This window comes from Caballeronia sordidicola (genome assembly GCF_002220365.1).
Taxonomy (GTDB): Bacteria; Pseudomonadota; Gammaproteobacteria; order Burkholderiales; family Burkholderiaceae; genus Caballeronia; species Caballeronia sordidicola_C.
Map to the genome: position 1 here is coordinate 1 of NZ_MTHB01000090.1, position 24,883 is coordinate 24,883.

A 24,883-nucleotide genomic window follows, 5' to 3' on the forward strand; every position below is an offset into this window, starting at 1 on the left:
GACGCTCGATCGTTTGCTCAGACGGATTCACATGAACAAGTCCGAGTTGCTGCTGGTGTTGGAGCGTCCTGAGGTCCCGCTGCATACCAATGGCAGTGAGCGCGACATTCGCGATCAGGTCAAAAAACGAAAGATCAGTGGCGGCACGCGCAGCGAGCTCGGCCGACAATGCCGCGATACGTTCTCGAGTCTAAAGGCGACGTGCCGCAAGCTGAACATTTCGTTCTGGGAGTATCTGACAGACCGCATTTCTTGCAGCGATCAAATTCCCCTCCTGCCTCATCTCCTCGAACAACGCATCGCCCTCTCTGCTTGAACAGCATGCTGGCGCTCGCCCCGGGTTATTGAGAAGTTACATTTTCCGTGGCGCAAGAAGATTTTGCATCTGGCCCGCTACCGGCCTCGGAACGGGAAACGCTTACCGGTTTTCCGCGCCTGCGGACTGCCCGGTCAACTCCATGGAGACATCGCCCATCAGCGCTTGCAGCCAGACCAGGTCGGTAGGGCGGCTAACCTCGGGCAAGGACATCAAATAACTTTCGATAGGCGGAAATTCGATTGGCGATTCCATGACCACCAGCGGCAACAGCGCGGCGTAATGCATGGCGAAGCGGCGTGTGGCGGTGAAGATCAGATCGGATTGCAGCAGCACTTGCGGCACGAGCCCGAAGTACGGAATGGTCGCGACAATGCGTCGACGGATACCCGCGCCCTCCAGGCCTATGTCGATCGGATGACGCTTCGCGCCGCTATACGTGGTGGGCGCGAGATGCGCGGCGAGCGCATAGCGAGCCGTTGTCAGCGGTTCGCGTGCCAGCGGATGACCGCGGCGCACCAGGCACACGAAGCTGTCAGTGAATAGATCATGGCGCGCAAAACGCGGCTCGGGATTCTCCCAGTTGCCGACGACCACATCGAGTTCGCCTTCATCGAGTGCACGTTCGTGATCGAGCGTTGGCGTCAGCGACTCGATCTCCAGCCGCGCGTTGGGCGCCGCTGTACGGAACGCGCGAATCAGCGTCGGCATGAAAAAGTCGTTCAGGTAATCAGGCGCTGCGACCCGGAACGTGCGCCGTGACGTGGTGGGATCGAAGGCGCCATGCGGGGTGGCGACAAACTCAACCTCGCGCAACGCGCGTTGGACCGCCGGCAGCAGCGACGCGCCGTACTCGGTCGGCACCATACCCTGCTTGCCACGCACGAGAATGGGATCGCGCAGCAGTTCGCGCAGCCGCCGCAGCGCCGTGCTGATGGCAGGTTGCGTCTGCCCCAGGCGCAGCGCGGCCTGCGTGACGCTGCGCTCGGTCAGCAGCGTTTGCAGCACGCGGATCAGCCAGATGTCGAGTGAATCAGGGGCGGAGCTGGCGTAATCGGCAGGGTCGGTGGGTACGGTCATAGAGCGCGGTCTTCGGGCGGACCCTTTGGGACAGGGGACTGGGTGTTGCGTGGCAATTCTTGGCGGGACGATCAGGCTTTGTGCACGCCCGATCGAAAATGCACTACTGCACTACGTTAAGCCGGACCGAACGCGCACGCCATAGCGCGCATGCTATGCATGGAATACGAGCCGGCCCGGCCGGGGTCCACCGCTAACCGGCGCGGGCCGCGCCTGCCGATGCCCATCCTGCGCCGCTTCACACGGCCGGCGCGGTCCTCGGCAAATTGCTGATGCGCTGCACTTCCGCGGCGTCCAGCCAGTTCGGCGAACGGGCGACGTAGAGCACCATCGGCAACGTGTCTTCGCCCCAGAACAATTGCTGGTTCACCACGAACGTTGGCACACCGAACACGCCGAGTTCCACTGCGCGCTCGACATTCGCCCGCAACGTCGCCTTGACGTCTTCGAGCTCGATCATTTTCGCGCCGTCGGGCAGGCCCACGTGGCGGCACAGATCGTCGAATCCCTGCTCGGTCGCCGGATCGCGGCCTTCCTTCCAGATAAACCGGAAAATTTCGCGGATACAGCCGATTTCCCCGCCCGCCGCCACGGCCAAGCGCAGCGCCTTGGTGGAATCGAAGGGATGCGACGGCGGCATTTTGAACGGAATACCCAGTTGTTCGGCGCGAAAGAGCGCGTATCGATACATAAACACGCGCTTCGGTGGAATGCTGCCCGGCATCGGCTGGCCCCAGTGCTTGAGGAGCTGCAAATAGTCGATCGGCAAGACTTCGAACGGCATGTTCGGCCACTTTTCATGCTGCTCGAGCAGCAGATACGAAAAGGGCGAGTTGAAATCGAAAAAAAAGTACGGCTGACGCGGATCGATGGAAGCCGAGGCGCTCATATGAATCTCCCTGGTGCGTTGCTCGTCGCGGAACCCGGTGATTCGGGTTACCGTCGTTTCTTCTTTCGATATTACGTGGTGTGCTGAACCCTGTCTCCCTGAGCGTCAAGTGCGGCGGCCTGCGCGATGGTCAGCCGCTGCCGCACAAAGCCGATATGCTCACGCAGCACGTAGAACTGATCGGCGTAGGCGAGCGGCATTTTCATCTGGTTGACCGCATTCTCGATGCCGTCCACCCGCTCGATCAGCGCCTCGCGCTGGGCCGGTTCGGGGTCGCTCATGGCCTCGCGTTCAATGCCGATGAGCGCGCCGTAGATCTTGTAGATCCGCGATTTAACCCGCCACCTGTACAACCCCGGCACCAGCCGCAAACCCGGAATCAGCACCACGATGATCGGCACCAGCAGCACGATCACGCGATCGGCAAGACTCGCGATCCAGAACGGCAGCGTCCGGTACAGGAAGCTTTTGCCCGACTTGTAGTAACGCTCGGCGTCGTCGCTGATATGGAACTCGTGCTGGAGTGGCGCGGGGAATTCGTTGGCCGTCTGCAACAGGTTAGCGCGCCCGTGCACCTCTTTCGCGGCTTCGATCAGCAGGTCGGACAGCGCCGGATGCAGGCCGTCGCGAGCGATCAGCTCGGCTGTGGGCGCAATCAGGTGGATGGGATGCGGTGGCACGTTCTTCGCCAGATCGAGGGAGCCCATCGGCAGGACGATCACCTTCAAATACGGAAAACGCCGCGCGTAGGCGTCGGCCTGGGTGAAATCGAAGAAATGGATGCCGGGGGTGCGAAACAGCTTGCCCATGGTTGGCGGTTGCGCGGAGTCGCCAGTGAGAAACGCAGCGTCAATACTTCCTTCCGTCAGCGCGTTGGCCGCGGCGTCGCCGCTTAACGGCAGCAATTCGGTGTCTCCGCCCGGCTCGATGCCATTCGCCTTCAGCACCGCCAGCGCGAGCGCACGCGTGCCGCTGCCTTCGGTGCTGATGGCAAGCCGCTTACCCTTCAATTCTGAAAGCCTCGTCAGCAGCGGTCCACGATAAAACACCGCCAGTGGCACATAGGCGACGCTGCCGAGCGAGACCAGATTTTCGTGCTTGTCCGGCGCGCCGGGCGCCGACATGCCGCCCTGCACGAAGCCGACATCGACGTTCTGCTTCGGATCTTCGAGCTTTTGCAGGTTATCGAGCGAACCCTGCGACTCCAGCACGTTCAGCGTGACGCCGTTGCGCGCGAGGATTCGTTTGTACTGCTGCGCGTCGTTCCAGAACGAACTGCCCTTGGTTCCCGCCGACATCGTCAGCGTACTGGGCGGCGCGGGCTGGATCAGGCGCACGGCGAGATAGATCGCGGCGGCGCTGATCAGCAGGATCGGTCCGAACGATATCGCGAGGTCGCGCCAGGAGATTGCGACGAAACGCGCCATTGTCGGAGCCATGCGCCGGGTACGGGGTTTCTTCGGGGTTTCCTGAGCGGGCGGTTCTTGGCTGGGAGTTTGAGTCATTGTCGGGTTCGGTGGGGCGGGGACCTGCGGTGACGCAAAATCTCAAAACCTTGAAAGCGGCAGATTCTATAAACACGAAGGGAAAGGGAAAACCCTCGCATCCCCTCATTCACTAAACAACACGCGATGATTAAAAAACCCTTTCGTTCTACGCGTTAAGCCTTTATTCAGTCGCAGCAGTGAAATATGCTTGCGGTAATAGGTTGAAACGTCTGCCGTTAAATTCACTGCGCACGCCCTGTTGCAATTTTCGCCGATGGTACAGGATCGCCCGTGCCGTTGGATCACGGGCAGGCCCTAAGCCGGTATGACAATATGGATAAGTACGCTCGAGTGGGCGCTTCATCTTGTTAAATGCTTTGCGCTTCTCGCGAGGCTGGATTAAATTGACGTTCGCCGCCGTAGAACCAGCATCCGCGCCGCCAAACCGGCATTCGGAGAAATGCTCCGAAGCAGAACCGGCCGCGTCGCACGATGTGCAGCAGCTTATGTCCTTGAGCCAACGGTCATGACACCCGTATAAGAACGGCCGGGCATTTGTTTTTTTCGCCAGTCTCTCGCAACGCCGTGTCGCCAGCATCGCCGGTCTGTTTGTGTCGTATGCGCGTCGATCTCCGGGTCGTCGTACACAGACCGCAAGATGTCGTAGCAAGCCGCTGGGTTGATGCGGTCCAAAAGAAGCACAAGAGCAACACTTTGCGAAGTCCAAAGCGAAACAAAAGGAGAAGTCATGAAAGTAGTCGATATGTTGAAGGCGCTGAGCGTCGTGGTGTGCGTCGCAGTAGCGTCGAGCGCTTATGCTCAATCAAGTGATGCCATGGCCGCGCCGGACGCAGCAATGTCGGCCAAGACCACGAAGAAGGTCAACCGCAAGCTCGGCCTCGATGTGCGTCGTGCATTGAGTAAGGCACAAGGCATCGACGTGTCGAACATCTTCGTGCGTGCGCGCGGCGGTGCAGTGGTGCTGACGGGTACGGTGCCGGACGGCGCGCAGATTCCGAAGGCCGAGGAAGTGGCGAAGGGCGTGAGCGGTGTGACCTCTGTGTCGAACAAGCTTACGCTGGGTCAGCCGAACGGTGGCGGAGGCTGATACTTCCCTGAGCCGTGGACTGCGGCGCGCTGTTGCAGCGGGTTTGCGGCGCGCGACGCGGTTTCGTCCAGTGGTTTAAATAACGGGTTCCGGTGCTTTGCACCGGAACCCGTTATGCGTTATTGGTTCAGGTTTCCTGGTTGAGAGCAGGAGCCAGGTTCGCGACGTGCATCGAAAGAAGTACGCCAAATAAAAACAATGTGCTGGAGAGAGACGATGAAACGATTCCCGGTAGCCACGGCGCTTGCTTGGGCATTGGCAGCGGTCGGCCTCGCTGCCTGTCACGGCAACGATGACGGCAATGGCAATGGTTCGCAGAACAATTCTCTGCCGAACTTCATCTCCGGCAGCGTGCGCACGCAAACCTACGACGGCACGACCGATGACCTGTTGACAGCGGGGCTGGGCAAGGACGGGCTGGCATCTGCTACGCCGCCCGCTATTGCCAACGCAGCCGCGCCGAGCGCCGCTGAATTGCGACGTCTCGCGATCTATTCGAACTATCGTGCGCTCGTCGATATGTCCGCCAATGGCGGCTACGGGCGCTTCTGGGGGCCGAACGTCGACCTGAACGGCAACGACACGCTCGGCGAGGGGATGATTGCCGGCAAGGAGTATCTGGCTTTCGCCGACGACGGCAGCGGCACGCTCAACGTAAGTTTGCTCGTGCAGATCCCGGCGAGTTTCAACCCCGACCAGCCGTGCATTGTCACGGCCACTTCGTCCGGATCGCGCGGCGTGTACGGGGCGATATCGGCGGCGGGGGAATGGGGTTTGAAACGCGGCTGTGCGGTCGCCTACACCGATAAAGGCAGCGGCAACGGCGCGCACGAACTGGCGACGAACACGATTACGCTTATCGACGGTACGCTGTTGAACGCCGCCGCTGCCGGCAAGACCAGCGTATTCACGGCGAATCTCGGGAGCACCAATCTCGCCGCGTTCAACGCGCAATTCCCGAATCGCTACGCGTTCAAACACGCCCACTCGCAGCAGAATCCCGAGAAGAACTGGGGCACGAATACGCTGCAAGCGATCCAGTTCGCTTACTGGGCGCTTAACGATACTTACGGTTCGCTTGACGGCACCGCGCGCAAGATCCGCTACAACCGCGGGGATGTGACGACCATCGCGGCGTCGGTGAGCAATGGTGGCGGTGCGTCGCTCGCGGCTGCCGAGCAGGACACGCAGGGATGGATCACGGCGGTGGTCGTGGGCGAGCCGCAAATCAACCTGAACGTGCCTTCTCAGGTTTCGGTGAGGCAGGGTGGCGTGCCGGTGGCGTCGTTCGGCCGGCCGCTCGCCGACTACATGACGCTCGCGAACCTGCTGCAGCCTTGCGCTGCGCTGGCGCCGGCCGCAGCGGGCGCGCCCTATCTCTCGGCGTTGCCCTTGTCCACGACCGCGTCGATCCGGGCGGCGCGCTGCGCGTCGCTGGCCGCGAACGGCGTGATTACCGGGGGCGACGTGACCAGCCAGGCCACCGCTGCCCTTGCCCAACTGCATCAGGCCGGTTATCAGACGGACTCTGACTTCTTGCAGGCGCCGATGTGGGATTCGCAGGCCGTGCCAGCGGTTGCCGTGACGTATGCCAACGCGTACACGCAGTCGAGCGTCGCCGATAACCTCTGCAACTTCAGTTTCGGCACGACCAATGCCGTGACGGGGGCGGCTGGAGTCAGCCCGCTCCTATCGCCGATGCTGACCGTGTTCGGCAACGGCAATGGCGTGCCGCCGACCAACGGTATCAATCTCGTCTACAACGCGGGAAATTCGGGCGCGGCGGACCATCGCTTCGCTACTGCAGACGCCAGTTTCGCCGGCGCGTTTTGTCTGCGTGGCTTGTGGACGAACGGAGATGCGAGGATGACGGCAAGCGTCAACGCGATCCGGGTGACGGCGAATCTGCACGGGAAGCCGGCGATTATCGTGCAGGGGCGCTCGGATACGCTCGTGCCGATCAACCATGCGTCGCGCCCGTACGCCGCAATGAACAAGCTGGCCGAGGGCAATTCAAGCAATTTGTCGTTTTACGAGGTCACGAACGGGCAACATTTCGATGCGTTCCTGAGCGTCGCGGGCTTCGATACGCGCTTCGTGCCGTTGCAGTATTACAACCTGCAGGCGCTGAACCTGATGTGGGCGCATTTGAAGAACGGGGCGCCGTTGCCGCCGTCGCAGGTCGTGCGTACGGTGCCGAGGGGCGGTACGGCGGGGGCGGCACCGGCTTTGTCGGTGAATAATTTGCCGGCGATTTCGGCGTCGCCTGGCGGGAACGCGATCACGTTCGGCGGCGGCGGAGTGAATGTGCCGAATTGAAGTGGGTCTTGATCTCGCCGATTTCGAGTACTTAAGGCGTGGCCGCTGACGCCGCCGCCGGCGCGGAAGCAGGGGCGGCCGCCGTCACCGCCGTGGCGCTGGCGCTTGCGGCTGAAACCGCACTCGCCGCTGGCGCAGAACTCGCCGCACCGGCTTTCAACTCCGCGCGAGCGGCTGAACTCGCCGCCGTTGACTGCACGACGATAGGTGTTGGCGTGAGCTCCGGCGAATTCAGGATCAGCGACGGCGCAAGCGCCTCACTGCTGACGTTCTCGCCGGAAATGGGCGAGCTGCGCGGCACGGTCTTCAAATAGTGCCCGACCAGACTGAAAAAACGATCGTAGAACTTGCCTGCCGGCACGGTTTCGCTGGAGATTTTCACCATCGAGTCGCTGTTCGAGCGGATCGGCAGCGAGAGCGAGCCGAGCACGCTCAAGCCCACGCTGGCCGAGGTATCGCTTTTCTTGAGCGTATAGCCGTCCTGCACCGCGTTCACGTAGGCAATACTTGTATTGCTCGCGTTCTCGCCCGCCGTGCAGACCACATGAAACGACACCACCACGTGCGTGTCCGCCGCTGGCTGGAAGTTCTTGGTGGCATCGACGGTATCGGGCTGCGGCATAGTCGTGACATAACCCTGGCTCAGCAGCGCGCGGCGCGAGGCTTCGCAGGTTTCCTGACTGGTGGCGTCGTAGTTGTGGGCGAACGGACTCGCCGCCGTCGAGAACATTTCCGCCTGGTAGCTGGGCGTGGGCGCGTCCTTGCCGCCACAAGCGGCGAGGGCGAGCAGCGGAAGGGCGAGCGAAAGACGGGAAATTGGGCGAACAAACGGGTTTTGCATGACGGGTGGCTGGATGAAACGAAGGACATCGGCGGCATAGATTGTAGTGCGCCGCGCGTGTCGACGTAAAAACAACAAATTATGAGAGACGCGAGGTCACTGGTTCAGCTTTCCAAGCGGCGTATTTCGGTGCCCGCGCGTGTTCCGACGCGCGCTAGTATATTCGGCGGCACGGGCTGAATTCGCCCAGGGGCTTGGTCGACACGTTCCATCATGAGCATAGAATGGAACGCGTACTTTCCCATTTTCGCGGAGGCTTTTTATGCGAACCGTGTTCATTTTCATGAACGAGGCAAGCCAGGCCGTTGAGATTCCTAAGGACATGCAGTTCGAGGCAGTGGCTGAGTTAGAGATTCGGCGCGAAGGGGACACCGTACTGTTGCGCCCAGTGCGGCCAAACTGGGTTTCGTTCGCACACGAGCCGACAGCCAGTGCAGATTTTCTCGCGGAGCGTCCTTGCGTTCTCAAGACCGACTACTTCGATCTTTCAGGCGCCGGTGAAAGCTCAGAAGAGCCAGGCCAATGACAACCGGCGACGAATCATATCCGCGGGTGCAAACGGGTTCCCGTGAGCTAACAAAGAATTTTCTGTCCGGTGGCGTGGCGGCTCGGCCGGGTGCATAAATCCTAAGCTATTGTTTTAGCGAGTGTTCTTTCACTCAAGCTCGACTTGCTCGCTACCAACGGACTGAGCTGTAAAGAGCCGAACGCTTTATTAGGTCAGCTTCGACACCTATTTCTCGTCCCGAGTTGATATCCCTTCTTGAAATTACCGATCGGTGTGCCATATACTTAGCACTCGTCGCACGAGAGTGCTAACAGTTTTCCGCCCGGTGAGTTTGGCTCACCAGACGGGTTTCCCGCGTTGCTTTAAGTCTCATTAAGAGAGGAGTGTGTATGAACCTTCGTCCTTTGCACGATCGCGTCATCGTTAAACGTCTGGATCAGGAAACCAAGACTGCCTCGGGTCTCATCATCCCCGACGCTGCAGCTGAAAAGCCGGATCAAGGCGAAATCCTGGCCGTCGGCCCGGGCAAGCGCGATGACAAGGGTACGCAAAACGCCCTCGACGTCAAAGTGGGCGACCGCGTGCTGTTCGGTAAATACGCTGGTCAGACCGTCAAGGTCGACGGCAATGAACTGCTCGTGATGCGCGAAGAAGACATCATGGCCGTTCTGGTCAAGTAAATCCCTTCAAGCCCATTTGGCTTTCCCGGCCGGACGATCGAACCGCTCAAGCGAATCTCGTCCGACCTACGGAAAAGCCAGAAAACTGAAACGAATCAAGGAGTTTGAATATGGCAGCTAAAGAAGTCGTATTTGGCGACATCGCCCGTGCAAAGATGGTTGAAGGCGTGAACATCCTGGCCAACGCGGTCAAGGTCACGCTGGGCCCGAAGGGTCGTAACGTGGTTCTGGAACGCAGCTTCGGCGGCCCGACGGTCACGAAGGACGGTGTTTCGGTTGCGAAAGAAATCGAACTGAAAGACCGCCTGCAGAACATGGGCGCGCAAATGGTGAAGGAAGTGGCTTCCCGCACCAGCGACAACGCAGGCGACGGCACGACCACGGCTACGGTCCTGGCTCAGTCGATCGTTCGCGAAGGCATGAAGTACGTTGCATCGGGCATGAACCCGATGGATCTGAAGCGCGGTATCGACAAGGCAGTGTCCGCTGCCATCGAAGAACTGCGCAAAATCAGCAAGCCTTGCACGACGAACAAGGAAATCGCTCAAGTTGGCGCGATTTCGGCTAACAGCGATACGTCGATTGGTGACCGTATTGCCGAAGCAATGGACAAGGTCGGCAAGGAAGGCGTGATCACGGTTGAAGACGGCAAGTCGCTGGAAGACGAGCTGGACGTGGTTGAAGGTATGCAATTCGACCGCGGCTACCTGTCGCCGTACTTCATCAACACGCCGGAAAAGCAAGTCGCCATCCTCGAAAACCCGTTCGTGCTGTTGCACGACAAGAAGGTTTCGAACATCCGTGACCTGCTCCCGATCCTGGAACAGGTAGCCAAGGCTGGCCGTCCGCTGCTGATCATCGCTGAAGATGTCGAAGGCGAAGCTCTGGCTACGCTGGTTGTGAACAACATCCGCGGCATCCTGAAAACTGTTGCTGTGAAGGCTCCGGGCTTTGGCGATCGTCGCAAGGCCATGCTGGAAGACATCGCGATCCTGACCGGTGGTCAAGTGATTGCTGAAGAAACCGGCCTGACGCTGGAAAAGGCTACGCTGGCTGAGCTGGGTTCGGCTAAGCGCATCGAAGTGGCGAAGGAAAACACCACGATCATCGACGGCGCTGGCGAAGCTTCGAACATCGAAGCGCGTGTCAAGCAAGTTCGCACGCAAATCGAAGAAGCAACGTCGGACTACGACCGTGAAAAGCTGCAAGAACGTGTCGCCAAGCTGGCTGGCGGCGTTGCAGTGATCAAGGTCGGTGCTGCGACCGAAGTCGAAATGAAGGAAAAGAAGGCACGTGTTGAAGACGCACTGCACGCAACGCGCGCAGCTGTGGAAGAAGGCATCGTGGCTGGCGGCGGCGTTGCGCTGATCCGCGCTCGTCTGGCACTGAAGGACCTGAAGGGCGACAACGCTGATCAGGACGCCGGCATCAAGATCGTGCTGCGCGCGATGGAAGAGCCGCTTCGCCAGATCGTCACGAACGGTGGCGAAGAAGCCAGCGTCGTGGTGGCAGCAGTTGCAGCCGGTACGGGCAACTTCGGCTACAACGCGCAAACGGGCGAGTACGTCGACCTGGTGGAAGCCGGTGTTGTGGACCCGACCAAGGTGACGCGTACGGCACTGCAAAACGCGGCATCGGTAGCAGGTTTGCTGCTGACGACCGACTGCGCTGTGTCGGAACTGCCGAAGGACGATGCTCCGATGGGCGGCGGTATGCCCGGCGGCATGGGCGGTATGGGCATGGACATGTAATTTCGGGCCTAGCCTGAGTTACAGGGCAGCGCAGGCTTCTTCGGAAGCCTGGCGTTTGCCAAAAGAAAAACCCGCATCGGCAACGATGCGGGTTTTTTTGTGGGCGTATTTTTTGAGCTTAAAAAAACGCCCGGCTACTTATTGTTCTGCGCGCGCATCTGCTCGGCGACCGCCTTGTAGTCGTAGGTCGGATAGAACTCGGTCCGATAGCCACCCCACGCGGTATTTTCGATCGCGCGATTCACGTCGCGCAGTTTATCGGCGGGGACACGCAATGTGACCACCTGACCGATACCCATCATCACGTACCACGAGACCACCTGAACGCCCGGTGGCGGAAACGCCTTGAAGAAGCCTTGCTCCTTCAATTGTTCGTTGATCTTCGGCAGCGTCTTCGACTGATCGTGCTTCAGGAAAATGGTCAGCAGAAACGTCCCATCGCCAACAGGCGTCGCGTTCGAAGTCGGGTTTTCAGCCGGAACCGGAACCGGAGCTGGAACCTGGGCCGACTGCGCGAACGCCGCAGCGGAACTGGCTGCCACCAGTGCCCCCGCAATCAGCCGCGCCGCCAGCCATTTTCTACACTCAAGCATCGGCTTTCTCCCTGACGGCAGCGCGTTTCGGACGCACGTTCAATGCCCTGCGGCTTTTCACGCGCAGCGCGTTGAATTGAGCATGGCCGGCGGCGGTGTTGTCGAAGATGCACCAAACTTCGTGCGCTTTTTTCGCCCGGTCATGCAGCGTGTGTGCGAGGGCATCGAGGTACGGGTATTCGTACGATGACTGATACATCTCCGGCGAGCCATGCAGACGGAAATACACCAGCGACGTATCTGCCCGATACCTGATGAAACAGTCATCGGGTTGGGGATCGGCATCGACATACGCGATCTTTTTCGACTTGAGCAAGGTGGCCGCGCTTTTGGTGAACCAACTCTCGTGCCGTGCTTCCAGCGCGATCGGAATGTCGGTGCGTTCACGCATCGATGTAAAAAACGACTTGGCCACGTCGGGGTCGAACGCAAGGCTGGGCGGGAGTTGCACGAGCCAGCAGCCGAGTGTGCTGCCCAGTTGAGTCGCGGCTTCGAGGAAGGCGTCGAGCAGCGTTTCGCAACTCACCAAGCGTGCGTCGTGCGTAATGGCCTTCGGGATCTTCACGGAAAAGCGAAACGTACTGGGCACGCTATCGCGCCAGCGTGCGTAGGTTTCCGCCCGATGCGGTCGATAAAAGCTGGAGTTGATTTCGACGCAAGTCAGCACGTGCGAATAGCGGGCGAGGTGAGTTCCGTCGCCGGGGAAGTGTTCCGCGACCGCGTCCGTGATACCCCAGCCAGCGCAGCCGATCCGTACAGGGCCGGAGCTGTGCTTGAGTGAGGGGAGCGATGGTTTGCGCAGCGGCATGTGTCAGTCTCGCTCCAGGAAAATATCAGTGGCGGGCTTCGCCCGGTGTAACGGGTGGTGCATCTGCCTGTGTATCGATAACCACGGGCGGTGTCTCGTCGTCATCGTTCGAACGTGCCCAGAAAAACCGGTCCGGCAAATACGCGCCCATGCCGGGCCTGAAGGCAGCGCGGGTCGCCTGGAACACATATTCCTGTGCTTCGCGTGCGGCTTCCGCCGGTTCCTGTCCGTTCGCGAGCAACGCGGCGATAGCAGATCCGAGCGTGTCGGTAATGCCCATCATGCGGTGCTCGGTACGATCCCACGTGTCCTGCCTGATCTGCCCTTCCTCGCTGTAAAGCGTATTCACATGCCGGTGCGTGCCCGTTTCCGTCGCCAGGATGTACTCGCAGCCCTGCGACAGCAAATGCGAGATCGCGGCGTCGAGCGTGGGCGCTTCGGCGTCGCCATCGGGCTGAGCGAGCTGCAGGAGCGTGGCGTGATCGGCTACGAGCATGGTGGTTTGCGGCACCAGCAAATCCGCGATCGATTCGCGCAATTCGTCTGCCGCCAGCACGTGTTCGTCGTCGAGCGTGAAGTCGGGTGCGAGGATCAGCGGCACGTCGTCGTAGTCGGCGACTACTTCTGCAATTGCGCTGACCACTTCCGCACGCGTCGCCGCGCCGATCTTGAAGGCCGCCACCGGCATATCTTCCAGCAACATGCGGGCCTGAGTGCCGACGGTGTCGGGGTCGAGCCCGGTCACTTCGTCGCAGGTCGCCGAGTCGCGCACGGTGTAGCCGGTCAGGACAGTGAGTCCGTGACAGCCCATGCTGGCAAGGGTCAGCAGGTCTGCCTGCAGGCCGGAGCCGCCCGTGGGGTCGGACAGGCCAAAAGTTAGAACAATAGGTGGGGTGTCGCTCGGCATCGGATTATTCGTGTGTTCAATTTATTGGCTATTGAAGCGGCCGGACAAGGAGTCGGCGCAAACGGCACGATTATGCGGCCTAAAGTCGCGCGGGCACATGAGATGGCCTTTTTTTCGCGCCAGAGTTGGCTGAAACAGTGTGCGGGAACCGGTGAAACGAAGGACCGATACTTTGCGCAAGGGCGTCGTGCGGCGTGTAACGCTCACGTGGCGGTGCCGGCGAGGGGACCAACGAAACTCCAGCGTAGCCCTAACGCAGCCTGAAAGCCGTCTGAATCCCGTCTGAATCCCGTCCAAATCCGGCCGAATTCCGGCCGAATTCCGGCCGATCGACCAGCGCTGCTGCATTGCTAGGCATCGCGCCGCCAAACCGGTACCATCATGCACTCATTTAACCGATTGCCCGACGCGACATAAGTATGGAATACAGAAGCTGGATGTGCCTGATTTGTGGCTGGATTTATGACGAAGAAGCGGGACTGCCCGAGGAAGGAATTGCGCCGGGTACTCGCTGGGAAGACGTTCCAATCAACTGGACGTGTCCCGAATGCGGCGCACGCAAGGAAGACTTCGAAATGGTCCAGATCTGAGCAAAGGCTTGGACGTCGTGCAAGGAAATACAGCGCCGCATGGATGGGATGCCTTCATGCGGCGCGCCTTGTTTACGTGTGGGCAATTAAGTTGCGGCAAGTAAGTGTGGCCAACAGGCGCGCGGTTCGCGTACTGCGTCGCGGGTTCGCTTCGTAGTTCGTTGCATGCTTGACGGTCGCTTTGACCACCGTTACACCAGTGAGCAGGAACGCTCGGCCAGCGAGTTGGCTCGACCCGACTCGACTCTTCCGGCGTGTGTCCGGGTTTTATCGCCAGAGGGGATGCGGCGGCATGCATCGGCCTATTTTGGCGACAATGCGCCCGGGTTCGATCAAGATCCATCCGATGCATGGCGTAGCGCCGCGCATCGGCTCGTGAGCGTTCCATGACAACACAATCCGGCTTGAGCAACACGTTCCAGGCATTGCCCAATCCGCGCGGTGGCGCCGTGCGGATTGCGGAGATGGCGCTGACTGACGCGCTGCACGCATTCATGCGCGACGGCGACACGCTCGGCGTCCTGCGCCGCGGGATCGGTGCGTTGCAGTCGGCGGGCTGGCTGCCGGCGCAGCGTTTCGGCGAAACCTTGGTGCTGGTGTCACCGCTTGCCGGGCTGAGCGACAAAAATCGCAACCAGTTCGCCGAGGCGCTGCGTGATTTCAGCGCGGCGGTGGAGCGCCGCAATCTGCGTGAGCTCGCCTGTTCCACGCTGATGTTCGAGCATTATCGCGGGCTGCATGCGCTGATGGCCGCGCATACCCGGGCCGCACCCGTTTCCTTCGATGACCTCGCGCTCGCCGGCCGCGCCATTGCCCCGGCTACGCTGCGCTCCATTTCCTCCGAGCGCCTTGCTCGCGTGCGGGCGCACTACGAACGTGCGTTGCTGATGCTGCTGCGTTCGAAGGCCGGTGAGTTGAAGGGCGAGGCTGAAATCGTTTCTATCCTCGACGCCTGTCTTGCCGATCTCGCCGGTCCTGATCCCTACGATTTCTGGCGTCTTGCAAGTGCGGTGATCGAGGCATTGCGTTTGCAGCCCGATCCCGACACAGCGGCTGACGCGCGCCGCCTGTACGCTCGTTTCAATCTGGTTCTGGCCGACCAGGCGCACGGCTTGTCGCATGCGCCCAAGTCGCTGGTGCGCGCCGCGCTGGCGCTGTTGTGGCGCGATTACGCGTTATACGGCGCATCGGCGGAGGATTCCGTCCAGGTCGATGTGTTGCGCGATTACGGCTTGACCGTGGATTGGCATGTCGCGGCGTCGCAGGCGTCCGAGGACGCGTGGGAGCGCAATGCGGAGCAGGCGCGTGATGCTTCCACCCGCGATCTGGGCGTATTGCGCGTGAACGCCGTTGCGTACGAAGACTTCCTGACGAGCGCCGAGCCGGCTATCGGCGCGTTGATCGAGCATGGGATGTCGGCGCGGGAGGCCAGCCGTATCGACATACCGGCCGCGCTCAAGGCAGCCGACGCGGCGTATCGGCTGGGTGCGGCGGCGTGTGCGTTGGGGCTGGGTCATGTCGCGTTGCTTGCCGATACGCTCGGGCTTGCGTGGCGGCGGATTGCGTATGAGGCCCAGACGACACCCGATGGCCCGCCGCTCGATGCCGCCATTCCTGAAAAGGCCGCTCAGGCGCTTGGAGCCATGTTGCATCAGGCTGCGGCGGGGATCGCGCCATCGGAGGGCGGGGCGTCGGTGGCGGCGTTGACCGCGATGATCGAAAGGGGAATGGCTGTCGCGCGATAGGGTTTTTTCGCTCGAGCTTAGAGCGGTAGGACCCTTGCAGAAGCGCACGGCCAACTGCGCTTACTTGACAGCGGCATACCGTGCGAGCGTGATCTTTCTCGCGGTATCGTGATCGACGACCGGCATGGGGTATTCAGCACCCAGCGAAATCCTCGCCGCCTTCAGCGCATCCGGTTTCGCTTTCCACGGCGCGTGAACGTCTTTATCCGACAAAGCGGCGAGTTCCGGCACGTAATGACGGATGAACTTGCCACGGGTATCGAATTTCTCCGACTGCGTGACCGGATTGAAAATGCGGAAATACGGCTGCGCGTCGCAACCGCTCGACGACGCCCACTGCCACCCGCCATTATTCGATGACAGCTCGAAGTCATTTAGCAGCGACTCGAAATACTGTTCCCCGCGCCGCCAGTCAAGCCCGAGATCCTTCGTAAGAAAACTCGCGACGACCATGCGCAAGCGGTTGTGCATGTAACCCGACTGATTGATCTGGCGCATGGCGGCATCGACTAGCGGATAACCCGTGCGGCCTTCGCACCACGCGGCAAAATTCGCATCGGCTACATCGCCCGTTTCCCACTCGATACGGTCGTATTCCGGCCTGAACGCCTTGTGGTCGCCCGGCACGCCAACATACGGAAAATGGTGCAGCACCGAAAAATAAAAGTCGCGCCAGATCAATTCGGACAGCCACGTTTCCGCGCCCCGATTGCCGTGACGCTGAGCGTCGTGTGCGGTACGGGCCAATGCGCGAATCGAGATGGTGCCGTGCCTCAGATGCACACTGAGATAACTCGGGCCCTTGACGGACGGAAAGTCGCGGGTCCGGTCGTAATCGACCATGCGGTCGCGGAAGTCATCGAAGAGCTGATACGCGCCACTCGATCCGGCCGGCAAAGCGGGCGCGTGTGCCGCACTGAATCCCAGCGATTCGAGCGACGGAATGCCATGCTTCACACCAGCCGGCGGGCGGCCCAGAACAGCGAGATTGTCTTCCGACGCATACGGCTTCAACGCATCCGGCGTCAGTGAAGCTAACCAGTTGCGCTTATAGGGCGTGAACACCGTGTACGGCTTGCCCGCACCCGTCAGCACGTCGTCCTGATGAAAAATCACCTGGTCCTTGAACGTGAAAAACGCCACGTCCGCGCTGGCCAGTTTTTTCCCGATATCCTCGTCCCGCGCCTTTGCAGACGGCTCGTAGTCACGATTGGTGAACACCGCGTCGACGCCGCATTCACGGGCCAGCGCCGGAATCTCGTGCGAGGGCACGCCATGCCGCACGATCATGCCGCCGCCCGCGTCGCGCAGGGTTTTATCGAGTTCGATCAGGCTGGCATGAATAAACGGCACGCGGCGATCGTTTTGAGGCAGGGGCGAGAGAATTTCGCTGTCGAAAACGAAGGCGCACAGCACCCGGCGACAGCGAGTTAGTGCGTGATAGAGTGCAGCATGGTCTGCTACGCGCAGGTCTCGTCGAAACCAGACTAGCCCCAGATCAAAGTCGGCCATCAAGTGGTGCCTTTGCTAAAATTCGAATTATGTCCAAGACTTCCGATCGCATCAATTTGACCAATCAGTTCCTGATCGCCATGCCAAGCATGGCCGATCCCACGTTCTCGGGGACTGTAGTCTACCTTTGCGATCACAGCGAGCGCGGTGCGCTCGGCCTGGTGATCAACCGGCCGACCGACATCGACCTCCAATCGCTTTTCAATCGCATCGACCTGAAACTCGAGATCGAGCCGCTCGTGCATCTGCCCGTCTATTTCGGCGGCCCGGTGCAGACGGAACGCGGCTTCGTGCTGCACGATCCGGCTGACGGCGACGTCTACACTTCGTCCATGAGCGTTCCCGGCGGCCTCGCCATGACCACGTCTAAGGACGTGCTCGAAGCAGTCGCCAGCGGCAAGGGGCCCGCACGTTTCCTGCTCACGCTCGGCCATGCAGGCTGGGGCGCGGGGCAACTGGAAGACGAAATCGCCAAGAACGGCTGGCTTACCGTGGAAGCTGATCCGCGCATCGTCTTCGACGTGCCTGCCGAGGACAAGTTGCAAGCGGCGTTGTCGCTGCTCGGCGTGTCGCTTTCCATGCTGTCGGGTGAAGCAGGCCACGCATGACGGGTGACGCCCGCATTGACACTCGCGCCGAAGCCACGCTGCTTGCCTTCGATTACGGCGAGAAACGCATTGGTGTCGCGGTCGGCAATACGTTGACCGGGCACGCCCGGGCGCTGACGGTATTTGAAAACCGTAGCCGCGAATATCGTTTCGAAGTAGCCGGTCAATTAATTGCCGAATGGAAACCCATGACGGTGATTGTCGGCCTGCCCATGCACCCTGACGGCGCGCCGCATGAAATGACGCAACTGGCCACGCGCTTCGGTAATCAGTTGAACGGTCGTTTCAGCGTGCCGGTGAGCTGGGTGGACGAGCGGTATTCATCGGTGGAAGCAAAAGCCGAAATGAAGCGCAACGGCGTGAAGATGAATGCAAAAGGCCGTTACGACGATATCGACGCCGAAGCCGCGCGTGTCATCCTCCAACAGTATCTAGACGGACTTGACGACAAATCATGAGTTCCATTGACGCCGAGGCGCTGTATCGCGAGTTGCTCGGGCAGATTCGCGCGGCTTATGGCGAGTCGCTTACGCAAGCCGGCGCTCCGGTGCTCGCAGGCATTTATAGCGGCGGCGTATGGCTCGCCGAACGGCTGGCCAAGGACCTGAACGTGGCCGGATTCGGCGTGGTGAACGTGTCGTTGCATCGCGACGACTACGCCAAGAAGGGCCTGCACAGCCAGGCCAGCCCGACGTCGCTGCCGTTCGAAGTCGACAATCGACAAATCCTGCTGGTCGACGATGTGCTCTCAACGGGCCGGACCGTGCGTGCAGCCGTCAATGAGCTTTATGATTTCGGCCGTCCGGCGTCGGTGGAACTGGCGGTGCTCGCCGATCGCGGCGGCCGCGAGTTGCCCATGGCGGCACGTTTCACCGGCGGTACAGTCGATGTACCCGCGAACGCCACGCTCGTGCTCACGCAGCGCGACGACGGCACGCTGGCTTTCACGACCGAAGCGCGTACGGACTAACAAAGCGCACGGACACGAAGAACAGCAGCGCCGCCTCTCCTCGACAAAAGACAACGCACCACCAGGATTCACATGAACACGGCCACCCAGGGTTCTGCCGAAAGCAGCGTGCCGGACAGACAACCGGCGTCTTCGCGCTACGGTTTTCTCAAAGGCAATCCGCAGCTTACGAAGAATGGCGAACTCAAGCATCTGCTCACCATAGAAGGACTGCCGCGCGCGATCGTCACGCATATTCTCGATACCGCCGAACAGTTCGTCAGCGTGACGGATCGCGAGATCAAGAAAGTGCCGCTGCTGCGCGGCAAGTCAGTTTTCAACTTGTTCTTCGAGAACTCCACGCGCACCCGGACCACGTTCGAGATTGCCGCGAAGCGCCTCTCGGCAGACGTCATCAACCTGAATATCAATGCGTCGTCCACGAGCAAGGGCGAGTCGCTGCTCGACACCATCAACAACCTCTCGGCCATGCACGCGGACATGTTTGTCGTGCGTCATGCGTCGAGCGGTGCGCCGTATCTGATTGCCGAGCATTGCGCGCCGCACGTGCACGTGATCAATGCCGGCGACGGGCGTCATGCACACCCCACGCAGGGTTTGCTCGACATGTACACCATCCGCCATTACAAGAAAGATTTCAGGAATCTGCGCGTGGCGATTGTTGGCGACATTTTGCATTCGCGTGTCGCCCGTTCGGATATTCACGCGCTGACCACGCTCGGCGTGCCGGAAGTGCGCGCGATTGGCCCGCGTACCTTGCTGCCAGGCAATCTGAACGAAATGGGCGTGCACGTGTATCACAACCTCGACGAAGGCTTGAAGGGCGTCGATGTGATCATCATGCTGCGCTTGCAGAACGAGCGTATGAGCGGTGCGTTGCTGCCCTCGGCGCAAGAGTATTTCAAGTCCTGGGGACTCACGCCGGAGCGTCTCGCGCTGGCTGCGCCCGACGCTATCGTGATGCATCCCGGACCGATGAATCGCGGCGTGGAAATCGATTCGCAAGTGGCCGACGGCCCGCAATCGGTGATCCTCAACCAGGTTACCTTCGGAATTGCCGTGCGCATGGCGGTAATGGGCATCGTTGCCGGAAATCACGACTAACACCATGAAGATCCAAATTCAGGGCGGCACGCTCATTGACCCGGCTGCGGGTACCGAAAGCCAGGCCGATGTGTTTATCGCGGCGGGGAAGATCGTCGCTATTGGCGATGCTCCCGCCGATTTCAACGCGGCCCGGGTGATCGATGCAAAAGGAATGGCCCTCGCGCCGGGTTTTGTCGACTTAAGCGCGCGGTTGCGCGAGCCGGGTTTTGAACACAAGGCCACGCTCGAGTCCGAAATGGCGGCGGCGGCTGCCGGTGGCGTGACCAGTCTCGTCTGTCCGCCCGATACCGATCCCGTTCTCGATGAGCCGGGTCTTGTCGAAATGCTCAAGTTTCGCGCGCAGAAGCTGCATCAGGCGCACGTGTATCCGCTCGGCGCGTTGACGGTCGGGCTCAAGGGCCAGGCGATCACCGAGATGGTCGAGCTGACCGAGTCGGGCTGCATCGGCTTCTCGCAGGCGGATACGCCGATTGTTAATACACGCACGCTGTTGCGCGCGCTGCAATATGCGACCACGTACGGGTATGCCGTGTGGCTGCGTCCGCAGGACTCTTATATGGCGAGCGGCGGCGTGGCGGCGAGTGGCGCGGTGGCGTCGCGTCTGGGGTTGTCGGGCGTGCCGGTGTCGGCGGAAACCATCGCGCTGCATACTATTTTCGAGTTGGTGCGGGTGTCGGGCGCGCGGGTGCACTTGTCGCATTTGTCGTCGGCGGCGGGCGTTGCGCTTGTGCGCGAGGCGAAGGCCGAGGGCTTGCCCGTGACCTGTGACGTGACCATCAATCACGTGCATCTGACCGATATGGACATCGGCTATTTCAACTCGCAATTTCGCCTCGATCCGCCGTTGCGCTCGCAGCGTGACCGTGACGCGATTCGCGCGGGGCTGGCGGATGGCACCATCGATGCAATCTGCTCCGATCACACCCCGCTCGACGACGATGAAAAACTGCTGCCCTTCGCGGAGGCCACGCCGGGCGCGACCGGGCTGGAACTGTTGCTGTCGCTGACGGTGAAATGGGCGCGTGAGGCGCGCGTGCCGCTGGCGAAGGCGCTTACGCGTATCACGTCTGCGCCGGCTGGCGTGCTCAAGCTGAACGCGGGGCGTATTGCCGTGGGCGAAATAGCTGATCTCTGTCTCTTCGATCCCGCCGCCGATTGGCTCGTCGAGCCCGCCAAGCTCAAGAGCCAGGGGCACAACTCGCCGTTCCTCGGTTATGAATTGCCGGCGCGTGTACTTATGACGCTTGTGTCGGGGCATATTGCCTATGAAAGCAGGCTATGAAGCACGCTGACCGGTCCTGACCATGTTCGCTTTCCGCAAAGCACGGATTTTTGGGCATCTGCTTCACGGGATGTGGACGGTCGCCACGCGTTTCCCCAACGCGACGCCGCAGGTGCGCATGGAGCTGAATCGCCTCTGGTCGATCGAGATGTTGCGTCGATGCGGGATGAAGCTTGTCGTGCACAACGATCAGGCGCGGCTCGATAGCGGCGCACTGGTGGTCGGCAACCACGTGTCGTGGATCGATATCTACGTGGTCAACGCATGGCGGCCGACGCCGTTTGTGTCGAAGGCTGAGGTTCGCCAATGGCCGCTGGTCGGCTGGCTCGCGCAGCAGCTCGACACGGTGTTTCTTCAGCGGGAAAAACGTAGCGATGCGAAACGCATCATGCATGAGCTGTCGCAGCGGCTGGTGCGCGGCGAGCTGATGTGCGTGTTTCCGGAAGGGACGACGTCGCTTGGGCACGACTTGCTGCCGTTTCACTCCAACCTGTTTCAGGCGGCTGTGTTGGCGTCTTGCCCGGTGCAGCCGATCTGCCTGATGTACGAAGACGCGAACGGACGGCAGGCGGAAGCACCGGCTTATATCGATGACCTGACGTTGGCGTTCACGCTAAACGCGATGCTCCGCGATACGCCGCTGACGGCGCATCTTTACGTCTGCGATGCGATCGAGCCGGGTGCCGACAGGCGCGTGCTGGCGAAGCAAGCGCAGGCGTCGGTAGATGCGGCATTGCGGCGGATGCAGACGGGGCTGAGGGCGCCAGTGGCAGTCGTTAGCGACGACGCGGCGGCGGTTGCCGAGTTCGAGGCGCTGACGCCGCCGCAGTGAGCATCATTCCATTGTTGCGCGGCAGTTCGAGCATTCGACCTGTGTCACGGTACGTTCGGCCGGATTGCTAGCAAGGCTCACCGCTGTGAGCTCTTCTCCCCAGACGCAACCTGAATCGAGGCCGATGACGTTATCGCGAATGATCAGGCCGAGCGCAGCCCAATGGCCGAACACAACGGTGACATCCGCAGTTGCCCGAGAAGGCACATCGAACCACGGCATGCAGCCCGGAGGCGCGGAGTCCACGCCTGCGCTCGACGAGAAGTCCATCACGCCGTCGGCGGAACAGAAGCGCATGCGGGTCAACGCATTGCATACCACGCGCAACCGGTCGCTGCCCTTGAGCTTGGGTTTCCATCTATTCGGCTCGTTGCCGTACAGGCTCGCCAGCGTGTCCTTCCAGTCCGGCGCACGCAGTGCGCGCTGGAATTCATCGGCTAGTTCGAGCGTCAATGCGACGTCCCATTGCGGCAACACGCCCGCATGAACCATCAGCATGCCCTGATCGAAATGCGCGATCGGGCGATGGCGGACCCAGTCGAGCAGATCGGCGGCGTCGGGGGCGGCCAGGATGTCGTCGATGGTGTCGCCTTTTTTCGACTTCCGAATTCCCGCCGATACCGACAGCAAATGCAAGTCATGATTGCCGAGGATGGTGACTGCGCGGTCCCCCAGGGCGATCAGGTCGCGCAATGTGCCGAGCGAGTCGGGACCGCGATTGATGATGTCGCCCGCGAACCAGAGCGGCGTTGCCTCGCTCGGCGCGGCCTTGGTCAGCAGGCGCTGGAACTCTTGGCGGCAACCCTGGATATCGCCGAAGGCGAGCGGAACGGGGTGTTGGGCAGGTGAAGGAAACATAAAGGAGGCGATCGGCTACAAAAAAATGGGTGGGCGCCACGCGGGGCATTGCCGGCAAAGGCGCCAGCGGTGAATCAGGCCTGCTCGGTGAGGCCTGCCTCAGAAGCGTCTGGTCCATCGCGCATATTAACTGACAACCTTCGATATGGCTTCCGGCTTCCGGCGCCCCTGCTTGGTCACCGCTTGACCGAGGGTGCGCCTTTCCTGGAAAGCCGAAACGTGATTTAACGCTGTCAACTAATTTTTTGATGTTGAATACTTTTTGACAACAAGTGGCTTGGGCAAACAGCAACATGTCTGCACCGAGTCATTTTTTATCGCTTTTTCGTTCTCTACAATCAGCACGTCTGAACTGCCGGCTGGACTTTGACGGGCGTGCCTGCCTCGACGGCCGATTCGTGCGTATTAATCATCTGATTGTAAGTTTGGAGAGTTATCTTCTCATCGAGGGGCCAGTGTTGGGGATCGATTGCCTCCTCGTTTGCTCGCCAGATGTCAGCTTTTGCTAAATGCAGCAGAAACCGGCAGCGATTCGATCTTCGCCTGCCTGCCAATCAGGGTGCCACGCGTCTTAGTTTTGGCGGATGGGTGATGAGACGGGTCGGATACACTTCTTCATATTGTTAAGGGTTCTCCCTATTTCGCGGGCCGACAGGTGGCGCGATGGATCTAGAAAAAGGAGCTGGAATTGACGAGCGCAGTGATCACGGGCGTTACCGGACAAGATGGGGCCTATCTCACGCAGTTATTGCTTGAAAAGGGTTATGACGTTCACGGCACCTATAGGCGCACGAGCTCGGTCAATTTTTGGAGAATGAACGAGCTGGGGCTGTTGAATCATCCGAGGCTCAATCTGGTCGAGCATGACCTGACCGACCTGGGTGCGTCCATTCGCCTGATCGAGAAGGCCAAGCCGCAGGAGATTTACAACCTCGCGGCGCAAAGCTTCGTGGGCGTGTCGTTCGAGCAGCCCGCCACAACGGCCGAAATCACCGGCGTTGGCGCGTTGAATGTGTTGGAAGCTATCCGCACGGTCGACCGGTCTATCCGCTTTTATCAGGCGTCGACCTCCGAAATGTTCGGCAAGGTTCAGGCCATTCCGCAGAAGGAAGACACGCCGTTCTATCCGCGTAGTCCTTACGGTGTAGCCAAGTTGTACGCCCACTGGATCACGATCAACTATCGTGAGTCTTACGACATCTTCGGCTCCAGCGGCATTTTGTTTAATCACGAGTCACCGCTGCGGGGCCGGGAGTTCGTGACGCGCAAGATCACCGATTCAGTTTCCAAGTTGTCGCTCGGGCTGCTTGACGTGCTCGAACTGGGAAATCTGGACGCAAAACGCGACTGGGGTTTCGCGAAGGAATACGTGGACGGCATGTACCGGATGTTGCAGGCACCCGAACCCGACACCTTCGTGCTTGCCACCAATCGTACTGAAACCGTTCGTGACTTCGTGACGATGGCGTTCAAGGCCGTCGACGTCGAGCTGAGCTGGCGTGGAACGGCAGAGAAGGAAGAGGGCGTCGATACCAGCAGCGGCAAGGTGCTGGTCCGGGTGAACCCGAAATTTCATCGGCCGGCCGAGGTCGAACTCTTGATTGGCGATCCGACCAAGGCAAAGGAAAAGCTTGGTTGGGAACCCAACACGACGCTTGAGCAGCTATGCAAGATGATGGTGGACGAAGACTTGCAACGTAACAAGACGGGATTCTTGTTCTAAGAAGCAAATGGTCGACGCGACGCGTTTCGCCGCCGCGTCGACCCTGACGGGCCCTGTGACGTGACGATTTCAGGGCCCTTTCAGGATCCAGTTAGTCATCGTAGTTCGCCTTCACGTCGAGTCGTCGCAAACTCCCCCTTTGTTCAACTTGCTCAATTTTCTCGCAGATCGGGCGCAATAATTGCGCCTATGTTTAGGCATACTCTTATAGCTTACTCGTTTCAGTATTCAAGTAATTTCATGATGCTTGGCGATTATCTTTAGTCACGACATGTGGGTCGATTTTGTATCTTTCACGTAAGAGTTTTCTTTAGATATTTCATCGATCGGTTGCGAGCTTCGCAGACGGTCCGAGCTGCCGGAGTGAAC

General features: G+C 60.4%; 23 protein-coding genes and 1 pseudogene. 15 read left to right on the forward strand and 9 right to left on the reverse strand.

Annotation, left to right across the window (positions count from 1 at the left end; genetic code table 11):
- A partial coding sequence (locus BSU04_RS13725) for an IS66 family transposase (protein ID WP_218827283.1) occupies positions 1–316 on the forward strand: 316 nt, incomplete at its 5' end.
- Positions 317–418: 102 nt separating this feature from the next.
- Here the strand turns inward: BSU04_RS13725 and BSU04_RS13730 are convergent.
- The 3 genes from BSU04_RS13730 to BSU04_RS13740 form a co-directional block, all read right to left on the reverse strand.
- Positions 419–1,396 (reverse strand): LysR family transcriptional regulator, encoded by a 978-nt coding sequence (locus tag BSU04_RS13730; protein WP_089161109.1) that lies wholly within the window; start codon positions 1,394–1,396, stop codon positions 419–421.
- A gap of 238 nt (positions 1,397–1,634) precedes the next feature.
- Positions 1,635–2,285, reverse strand: a complete 651-nt coding sequence (locus tag BSU04_RS13735; protein ID WP_089161110.1) for a 2-hydroxychromene-2-carboxylate isomerase — start codon at positions 2,283–2,285, stop codon at positions 1,635–1,637.
- A gap of 71 nt (positions 2,286–2,356) precedes the next feature.
- The gene (locus BSU04_RS13740; RefSeq protein ID WP_089161111.1) at positions 2,357–3,790 is read right to left on the reverse strand and encodes a TAXI family TRAP transporter solute-binding subunit; all 1,434 of its coding nucleotides are present in this window, start codon (positions 3,788–3,790) and stop codon (positions 2,357–2,359) included.
- Between the two features lie 730 nt (positions 3,791–4,520).
- Here BSU04_RS13740 and BSU04_RS13745 point away from each other — a divergent pair.
- Both BSU04_RS13745 and BSU04_RS13750 read left to right on the forward strand, forming a co-directional pair.
- Positions 4,521–4,880, forward strand: coding sequence for a BON domain-containing protein (locus tag BSU04_RS13745; protein WP_089161112.1), 360 nt, complete (start codon positions 4,521–4,523; stop codon positions 4,878–4,880).
- 216 nt (positions 4,881–5,096) lie between these two features.
- Positions 5,097–7,199: a D-(-)-3-hydroxybutyrate oligomer hydrolase gene (locus BSU04_RS13750; protein ID WP_089161113.1), complete on the forward strand. Its 2,103-nt coding sequence runs from the start codon at positions 5,097–5,099 to the stop codon at positions 7,197–7,199.
- A gap of 31 nt (positions 7,200–7,230) precedes the next feature.
- On the opposite strand, the gene BSU04_RS13755 is transcribed toward BSU04_RS13750, so the two are convergent.
- Positions 7,231–8,040 (reverse strand): DUF2242 domain-containing protein, encoded by an 810-nt coding sequence (locus tag BSU04_RS13755; protein ID WP_089161139.1) that lies wholly within the window; start codon positions 8,038–8,040, stop codon positions 7,231–7,233.
- A gap of 262 nt (positions 8,041–8,302) precedes the next feature.
- Between BSU04_RS13755 and vapB the strand changes: the two genes are divergently transcribed.
- The 3 genes from vapB (at position 8,303) to groL (ending at position 10,979) form a co-directional block, all read left to right on the forward strand.
- Entirely contained in the window at positions 8,303–8,566 is a 264-nt protein-coding gene (gene vapB / locus BSU04_RS13760) for a type II toxin-antitoxin system VapB family antitoxin (RefSeq protein WP_089161114.1), read from the forward strand.
- Between the two features lie 371 nt (positions 8,567–8,937).
- The gene (locus tag BSU04_RS13765) at positions 8,938–9,228 is read left to right on the forward strand and encodes a co-chaperone GroES (protein WP_031362728.1); all 291 of its coding nucleotides are present in this window, start codon (positions 8,938–8,940) and stop codon (positions 9,226–9,228) included.
- A gap of 110 nt (positions 9,229–9,338) precedes the next feature.
- A complete protein-coding gene (groL, locus tag BSU04_RS13770; RefSeq protein WP_089161115.1) occupies positions 9,339–10,979 on the forward strand; it encodes a chaperonin GroEL in 1,641 nt (546 codons plus the stop codon).
- A gap of 134 nt (positions 10,980–11,113) precedes the next feature.
- Here the strand turns inward: groL and BSU04_RS13775 are convergent, their stop codons facing one another.
- From BSU04_RS13775 to thiD, 3 genes are read right to left on the reverse strand one after another with little or no spacing between them, the layout of a single operon-like run.
- A complete protein-coding gene (locus tag BSU04_RS13775; RefSeq protein WP_256982686.1) occupies positions 11,114–11,572 on the reverse strand; it encodes a hypothetical protein in 459 nt (152 codons plus the stop codon).
- On the reverse strand, positions 11,565–12,380 hold the full coding sequence (locus tag BSU04_RS13780) for a DUF72 domain-containing protein (protein ID WP_089161116.1): 816 nt from the start codon (positions 12,378–12,380) through the stop codon (positions 11,565–11,567). The genes BSU04_RS13775 and BSU04_RS13780 overlap by 8 nt, the downstream gene beginning before the upstream one ends.
- A gap of 25 nt (positions 12,381–12,405) precedes the next feature.
- Entirely contained in the window at positions 12,406–13,287 is an 882-nt protein-coding gene (gene thiD, locus BSU04_RS13785) for a bifunctional hydroxymethylpyrimidine kinase/phosphomethylpyrimidine kinase (RefSeq protein ID WP_089161117.1), read from the reverse strand.
- Positions 13,288–13,706: 419 nt separating this feature from the next.
- Between thiD and BSU04_RS13790 the strand changes: the two genes are divergently transcribed.
- Positions 13,707–13,877: a rubredoxin gene (locus BSU04_RS13790; protein ID WP_025527884.1), complete on the forward strand. Its 171-nt coding sequence runs from the start codon at positions 13,707–13,709 to the stop codon at positions 13,875–13,877.
- Positions 13,878–14,263: 386 nt separating this feature from the next.
- Positions 14,264–15,622 carry a hypothetical protein gene (locus BSU04_RS13795; RefSeq protein WP_089161118.1) on the forward strand — a complete coding sequence of 453 codons (1,359 nt, stop codon included), beginning with the start codon at positions 14,264–14,266 and terminating at the stop codon, positions 15,620–15,622.
- Between the two features lie 60 nt (positions 15,623–15,682).
- On the opposite strand, the gene BSU04_RS13800 is transcribed toward BSU04_RS13795, so the two are convergent.
- Positions 15,683–17,134, reverse strand: coding sequence for a cryptochrome/photolyase family protein (locus BSU04_RS13800; RefSeq protein ID WP_089161119.1), 1,452 nt, complete (start codon positions 17,132–17,134; stop codon positions 15,683–15,685).
- A 29-nt stretch (positions 17,135–17,163) separates the two neighbouring features.
- Here BSU04_RS13800 and BSU04_RS13805 point away from each other — a divergent pair, with 29 nt between their 5' ends.
- From BSU04_RS13805 to BSU04_RS13830, 6 genes and pseudogenes are all read left to right on the forward strand, one after another.
- A complete protein-coding gene (locus tag BSU04_RS13805; RefSeq protein ID WP_089161120.1) occupies positions 17,164–17,742 on the forward strand; it encodes a YqgE/AlgH family protein in 579 nt (192 codons plus the stop codon).
- Positions 17,739–18,210: pseudogene (gene ruvX / locus BSU04_RS13810) on the forward strand (Holliday junction resolvase RuvX). The gene BSU04_RS13805 and the pseudogene ruvX overlap by 4 nt, the downstream one beginning before the upstream one ends.
- Positions 18,197–18,712 (forward strand): bifunctional pyr operon transcriptional regulator/uracil phosphoribosyltransferase PyrR, encoded by a 516-nt coding sequence (gene pyrR / locus BSU04_RS13815; protein ID WP_089161122.1) that lies wholly within the window; start codon positions 18,197–18,199, stop codon positions 18,710–18,712. The pseudogene ruvX and the gene pyrR overlap by 14 nt, the downstream one beginning before the upstream one ends.
- A 72-nt stretch (positions 18,713–18,784) precedes the next feature.
- Complete coding sequence (locus tag BSU04_RS13820; RefSeq protein WP_089161123.1) at positions 18,785–19,816, forward strand: aspartate carbamoyltransferase catalytic subunit; 1,032 nt, start codon at positions 18,785–18,787, stop codon at positions 19,814–19,816.
- A gap of 4 nt (positions 19,817–19,820) precedes the next feature.
- Positions 19,821–21,101 carry a dihydroorotase gene (locus BSU04_RS13825; RefSeq protein WP_089161124.1) on the forward strand — a complete coding sequence of 427 codons (1,281 nt, stop codon included), beginning with the start codon at positions 19,821–19,823 and terminating at the stop codon, positions 21,099–21,101.
- 22 nt (positions 21,102–21,123) lie between these two features.
- Positions 21,124–21,933 (forward strand): lysophospholipid acyltransferase family protein, encoded by an 810-nt coding sequence (locus tag BSU04_RS13830; RefSeq protein WP_089161125.1) that lies wholly within the window; start codon positions 21,124–21,126, stop codon positions 21,931–21,933.
- Positions 21,934–21,936: 3 nt separating this feature from the next.
- Here the strand turns inward: BSU04_RS13830 and BSU04_RS13835 are convergent, their stop codons facing one another.
- On the reverse strand, positions 21,937–22,791 hold the full coding sequence (locus BSU04_RS13835) for a symmetrical bis(5'-nucleosyl)-tetraphosphatase (protein WP_089161126.1): 855 nt from the start codon (positions 22,789–22,791) through the stop codon (positions 21,937–21,939).
- 688 nt (positions 22,792–23,479) lie between these two features.
- On the opposite strand from BSU04_RS13835, the gene gmd reads away from it, so the two are divergent.
- Positions 23,480–24,514, forward strand: coding sequence for a GDP-mannose 4,6-dehydratase (gene gmd / locus BSU04_RS13840; protein WP_089161127.1), 1,035 nt, complete (start codon positions 23,480–23,482; stop codon positions 24,512–24,514).
- Positions 24,515–24,883 lie beyond the last annotated feature (369 nt).

Bases quoted from the DNA above. Each gene is read 5' to 3' on its own strand.
- BSU04_RS13730 (WP_089161109.1), bottom strand. From the start codon at position 1,396: ATGACCGTACCCACCGACCCTGCCGATTACGCCAGCTCCGCCCCTGAT.
- BSU04_RS13735 (WP_089161110.1), bottom strand. From the start codon at position 2,285: ATGAGCGCCTCGGCTTCCATCGATCCGCGTCAGCCGTACTTTTTTTTC.
- BSU04_RS13740 (WP_089161111.1), bottom strand. From the start codon at position 3,790: ATGACTCAAACTCCCAGCCAAGAACCGCCCGCTCAGGAAACCCCGAAG.
- BSU04_RS13745 (WP_089161112.1), top strand. From the start codon at position 4,521: ATGAAAGTAGTCGATATGTTGAAGGCGCTGAGCGTCGTGGTGTGCGTC.
- BSU04_RS13750 (WP_089161113.1), top strand. From the start codon at position 5,097: ATGAAACGATTCCCGGTAGCCACGGCGCTTGCTTGGGCATTGGCAGCG.
- BSU04_RS13755 (WP_089161139.1), bottom strand. From the start codon at position 8,040: ATGCAAAACCCGTTTGTTCGCCCAATTTCCCGTCTTTCGCTCGCCCTT.
- vapB (WP_089161114.1), top strand. From the start codon at position 8,303: ATGCGAACCGTGTTCATTTTCATGAACGAGGCAAGCCAGGCCGTTGAG.
- BSU04_RS13765 (WP_031362728.1), top strand. From the start codon at position 8,938: ATGAACCTTCGTCCTTTGCACGATCGCGTCATCGTTAAACGTCTGGAT.
- groL (WP_089161115.1), top strand. From the start codon at position 9,339: ATGGCAGCTAAAGAAGTCGTATTTGGCGACATCGCCCGTGCAAAGATG.
- BSU04_RS13775 (WP_256982686.1), bottom strand. From the start codon at position 11,572: ATGCTTGAGTGTAGAAAATGGCTGGCGGCGCGGCTGATTGCGGGGGCA.
- BSU04_RS13780 (WP_089161116.1), bottom strand. From the start codon at position 12,380: ATGCCGCTGCGCAAACCATCGCTCCCCTCACTCAAGCACAGCTCCGGC.
- thiD (WP_089161117.1), bottom strand. From the start codon at position 13,287: ATGCCGAGCGACACCCCACCTATTGTTCTAACTTTTGGCCTGTCCGAC.
- BSU04_RS13790 (WP_025527884.1), top strand. From the start codon at position 13,707: ATGGAATACAGAAGCTGGATGTGCCTGATTTGTGGCTGGATTTATGAC.
- BSU04_RS13795 (WP_089161118.1), top strand. From the start codon at position 14,264: ATGACAACACAATCCGGCTTGAGCAACACGTTCCAGGCATTGCCCAAT.
- BSU04_RS13800 (WP_089161119.1), bottom strand. From the start codon at position 17,134: ATGGCCGACTTTGATCTGGGGCTAGTCTGGTTTCGACGAGACCTGCGC.
- BSU04_RS13805 (WP_089161120.1), top strand. From the start codon at position 17,164: ATGTCCAAGACTTCCGATCGCATCAATTTGACCAATCAGTTCCTGATC.
- pyrR (WP_089161122.1), top strand. From the start codon at position 18,197: ATGAGTTCCATTGACGCCGAGGCGCTGTATCGCGAGTTGCTCGGGCAG.
- BSU04_RS13820 (WP_089161123.1), top strand. From the start codon at position 18,785: ATGAACACGGCCACCCAGGGTTCTGCCGAAAGCAGCGTGCCGGACAGA.
- BSU04_RS13825 (WP_089161124.1), top strand. From the start codon at position 19,821: ATGAAGATCCAAATTCAGGGCGGCACGCTCATTGACCCGGCTGCGGGT.
- BSU04_RS13830 (WP_089161125.1), top strand. From the start codon at position 21,124: ATGTTCGCTTTCCGCAAAGCACGGATTTTTGGGCATCTGCTTCACGGG.
- BSU04_RS13835 (WP_089161126.1), bottom strand. From the start codon at position 22,791: ATGTTTCCTTCACCTGCCCAACACCCCGTTCCGCTCGCCTTCGGCGAT.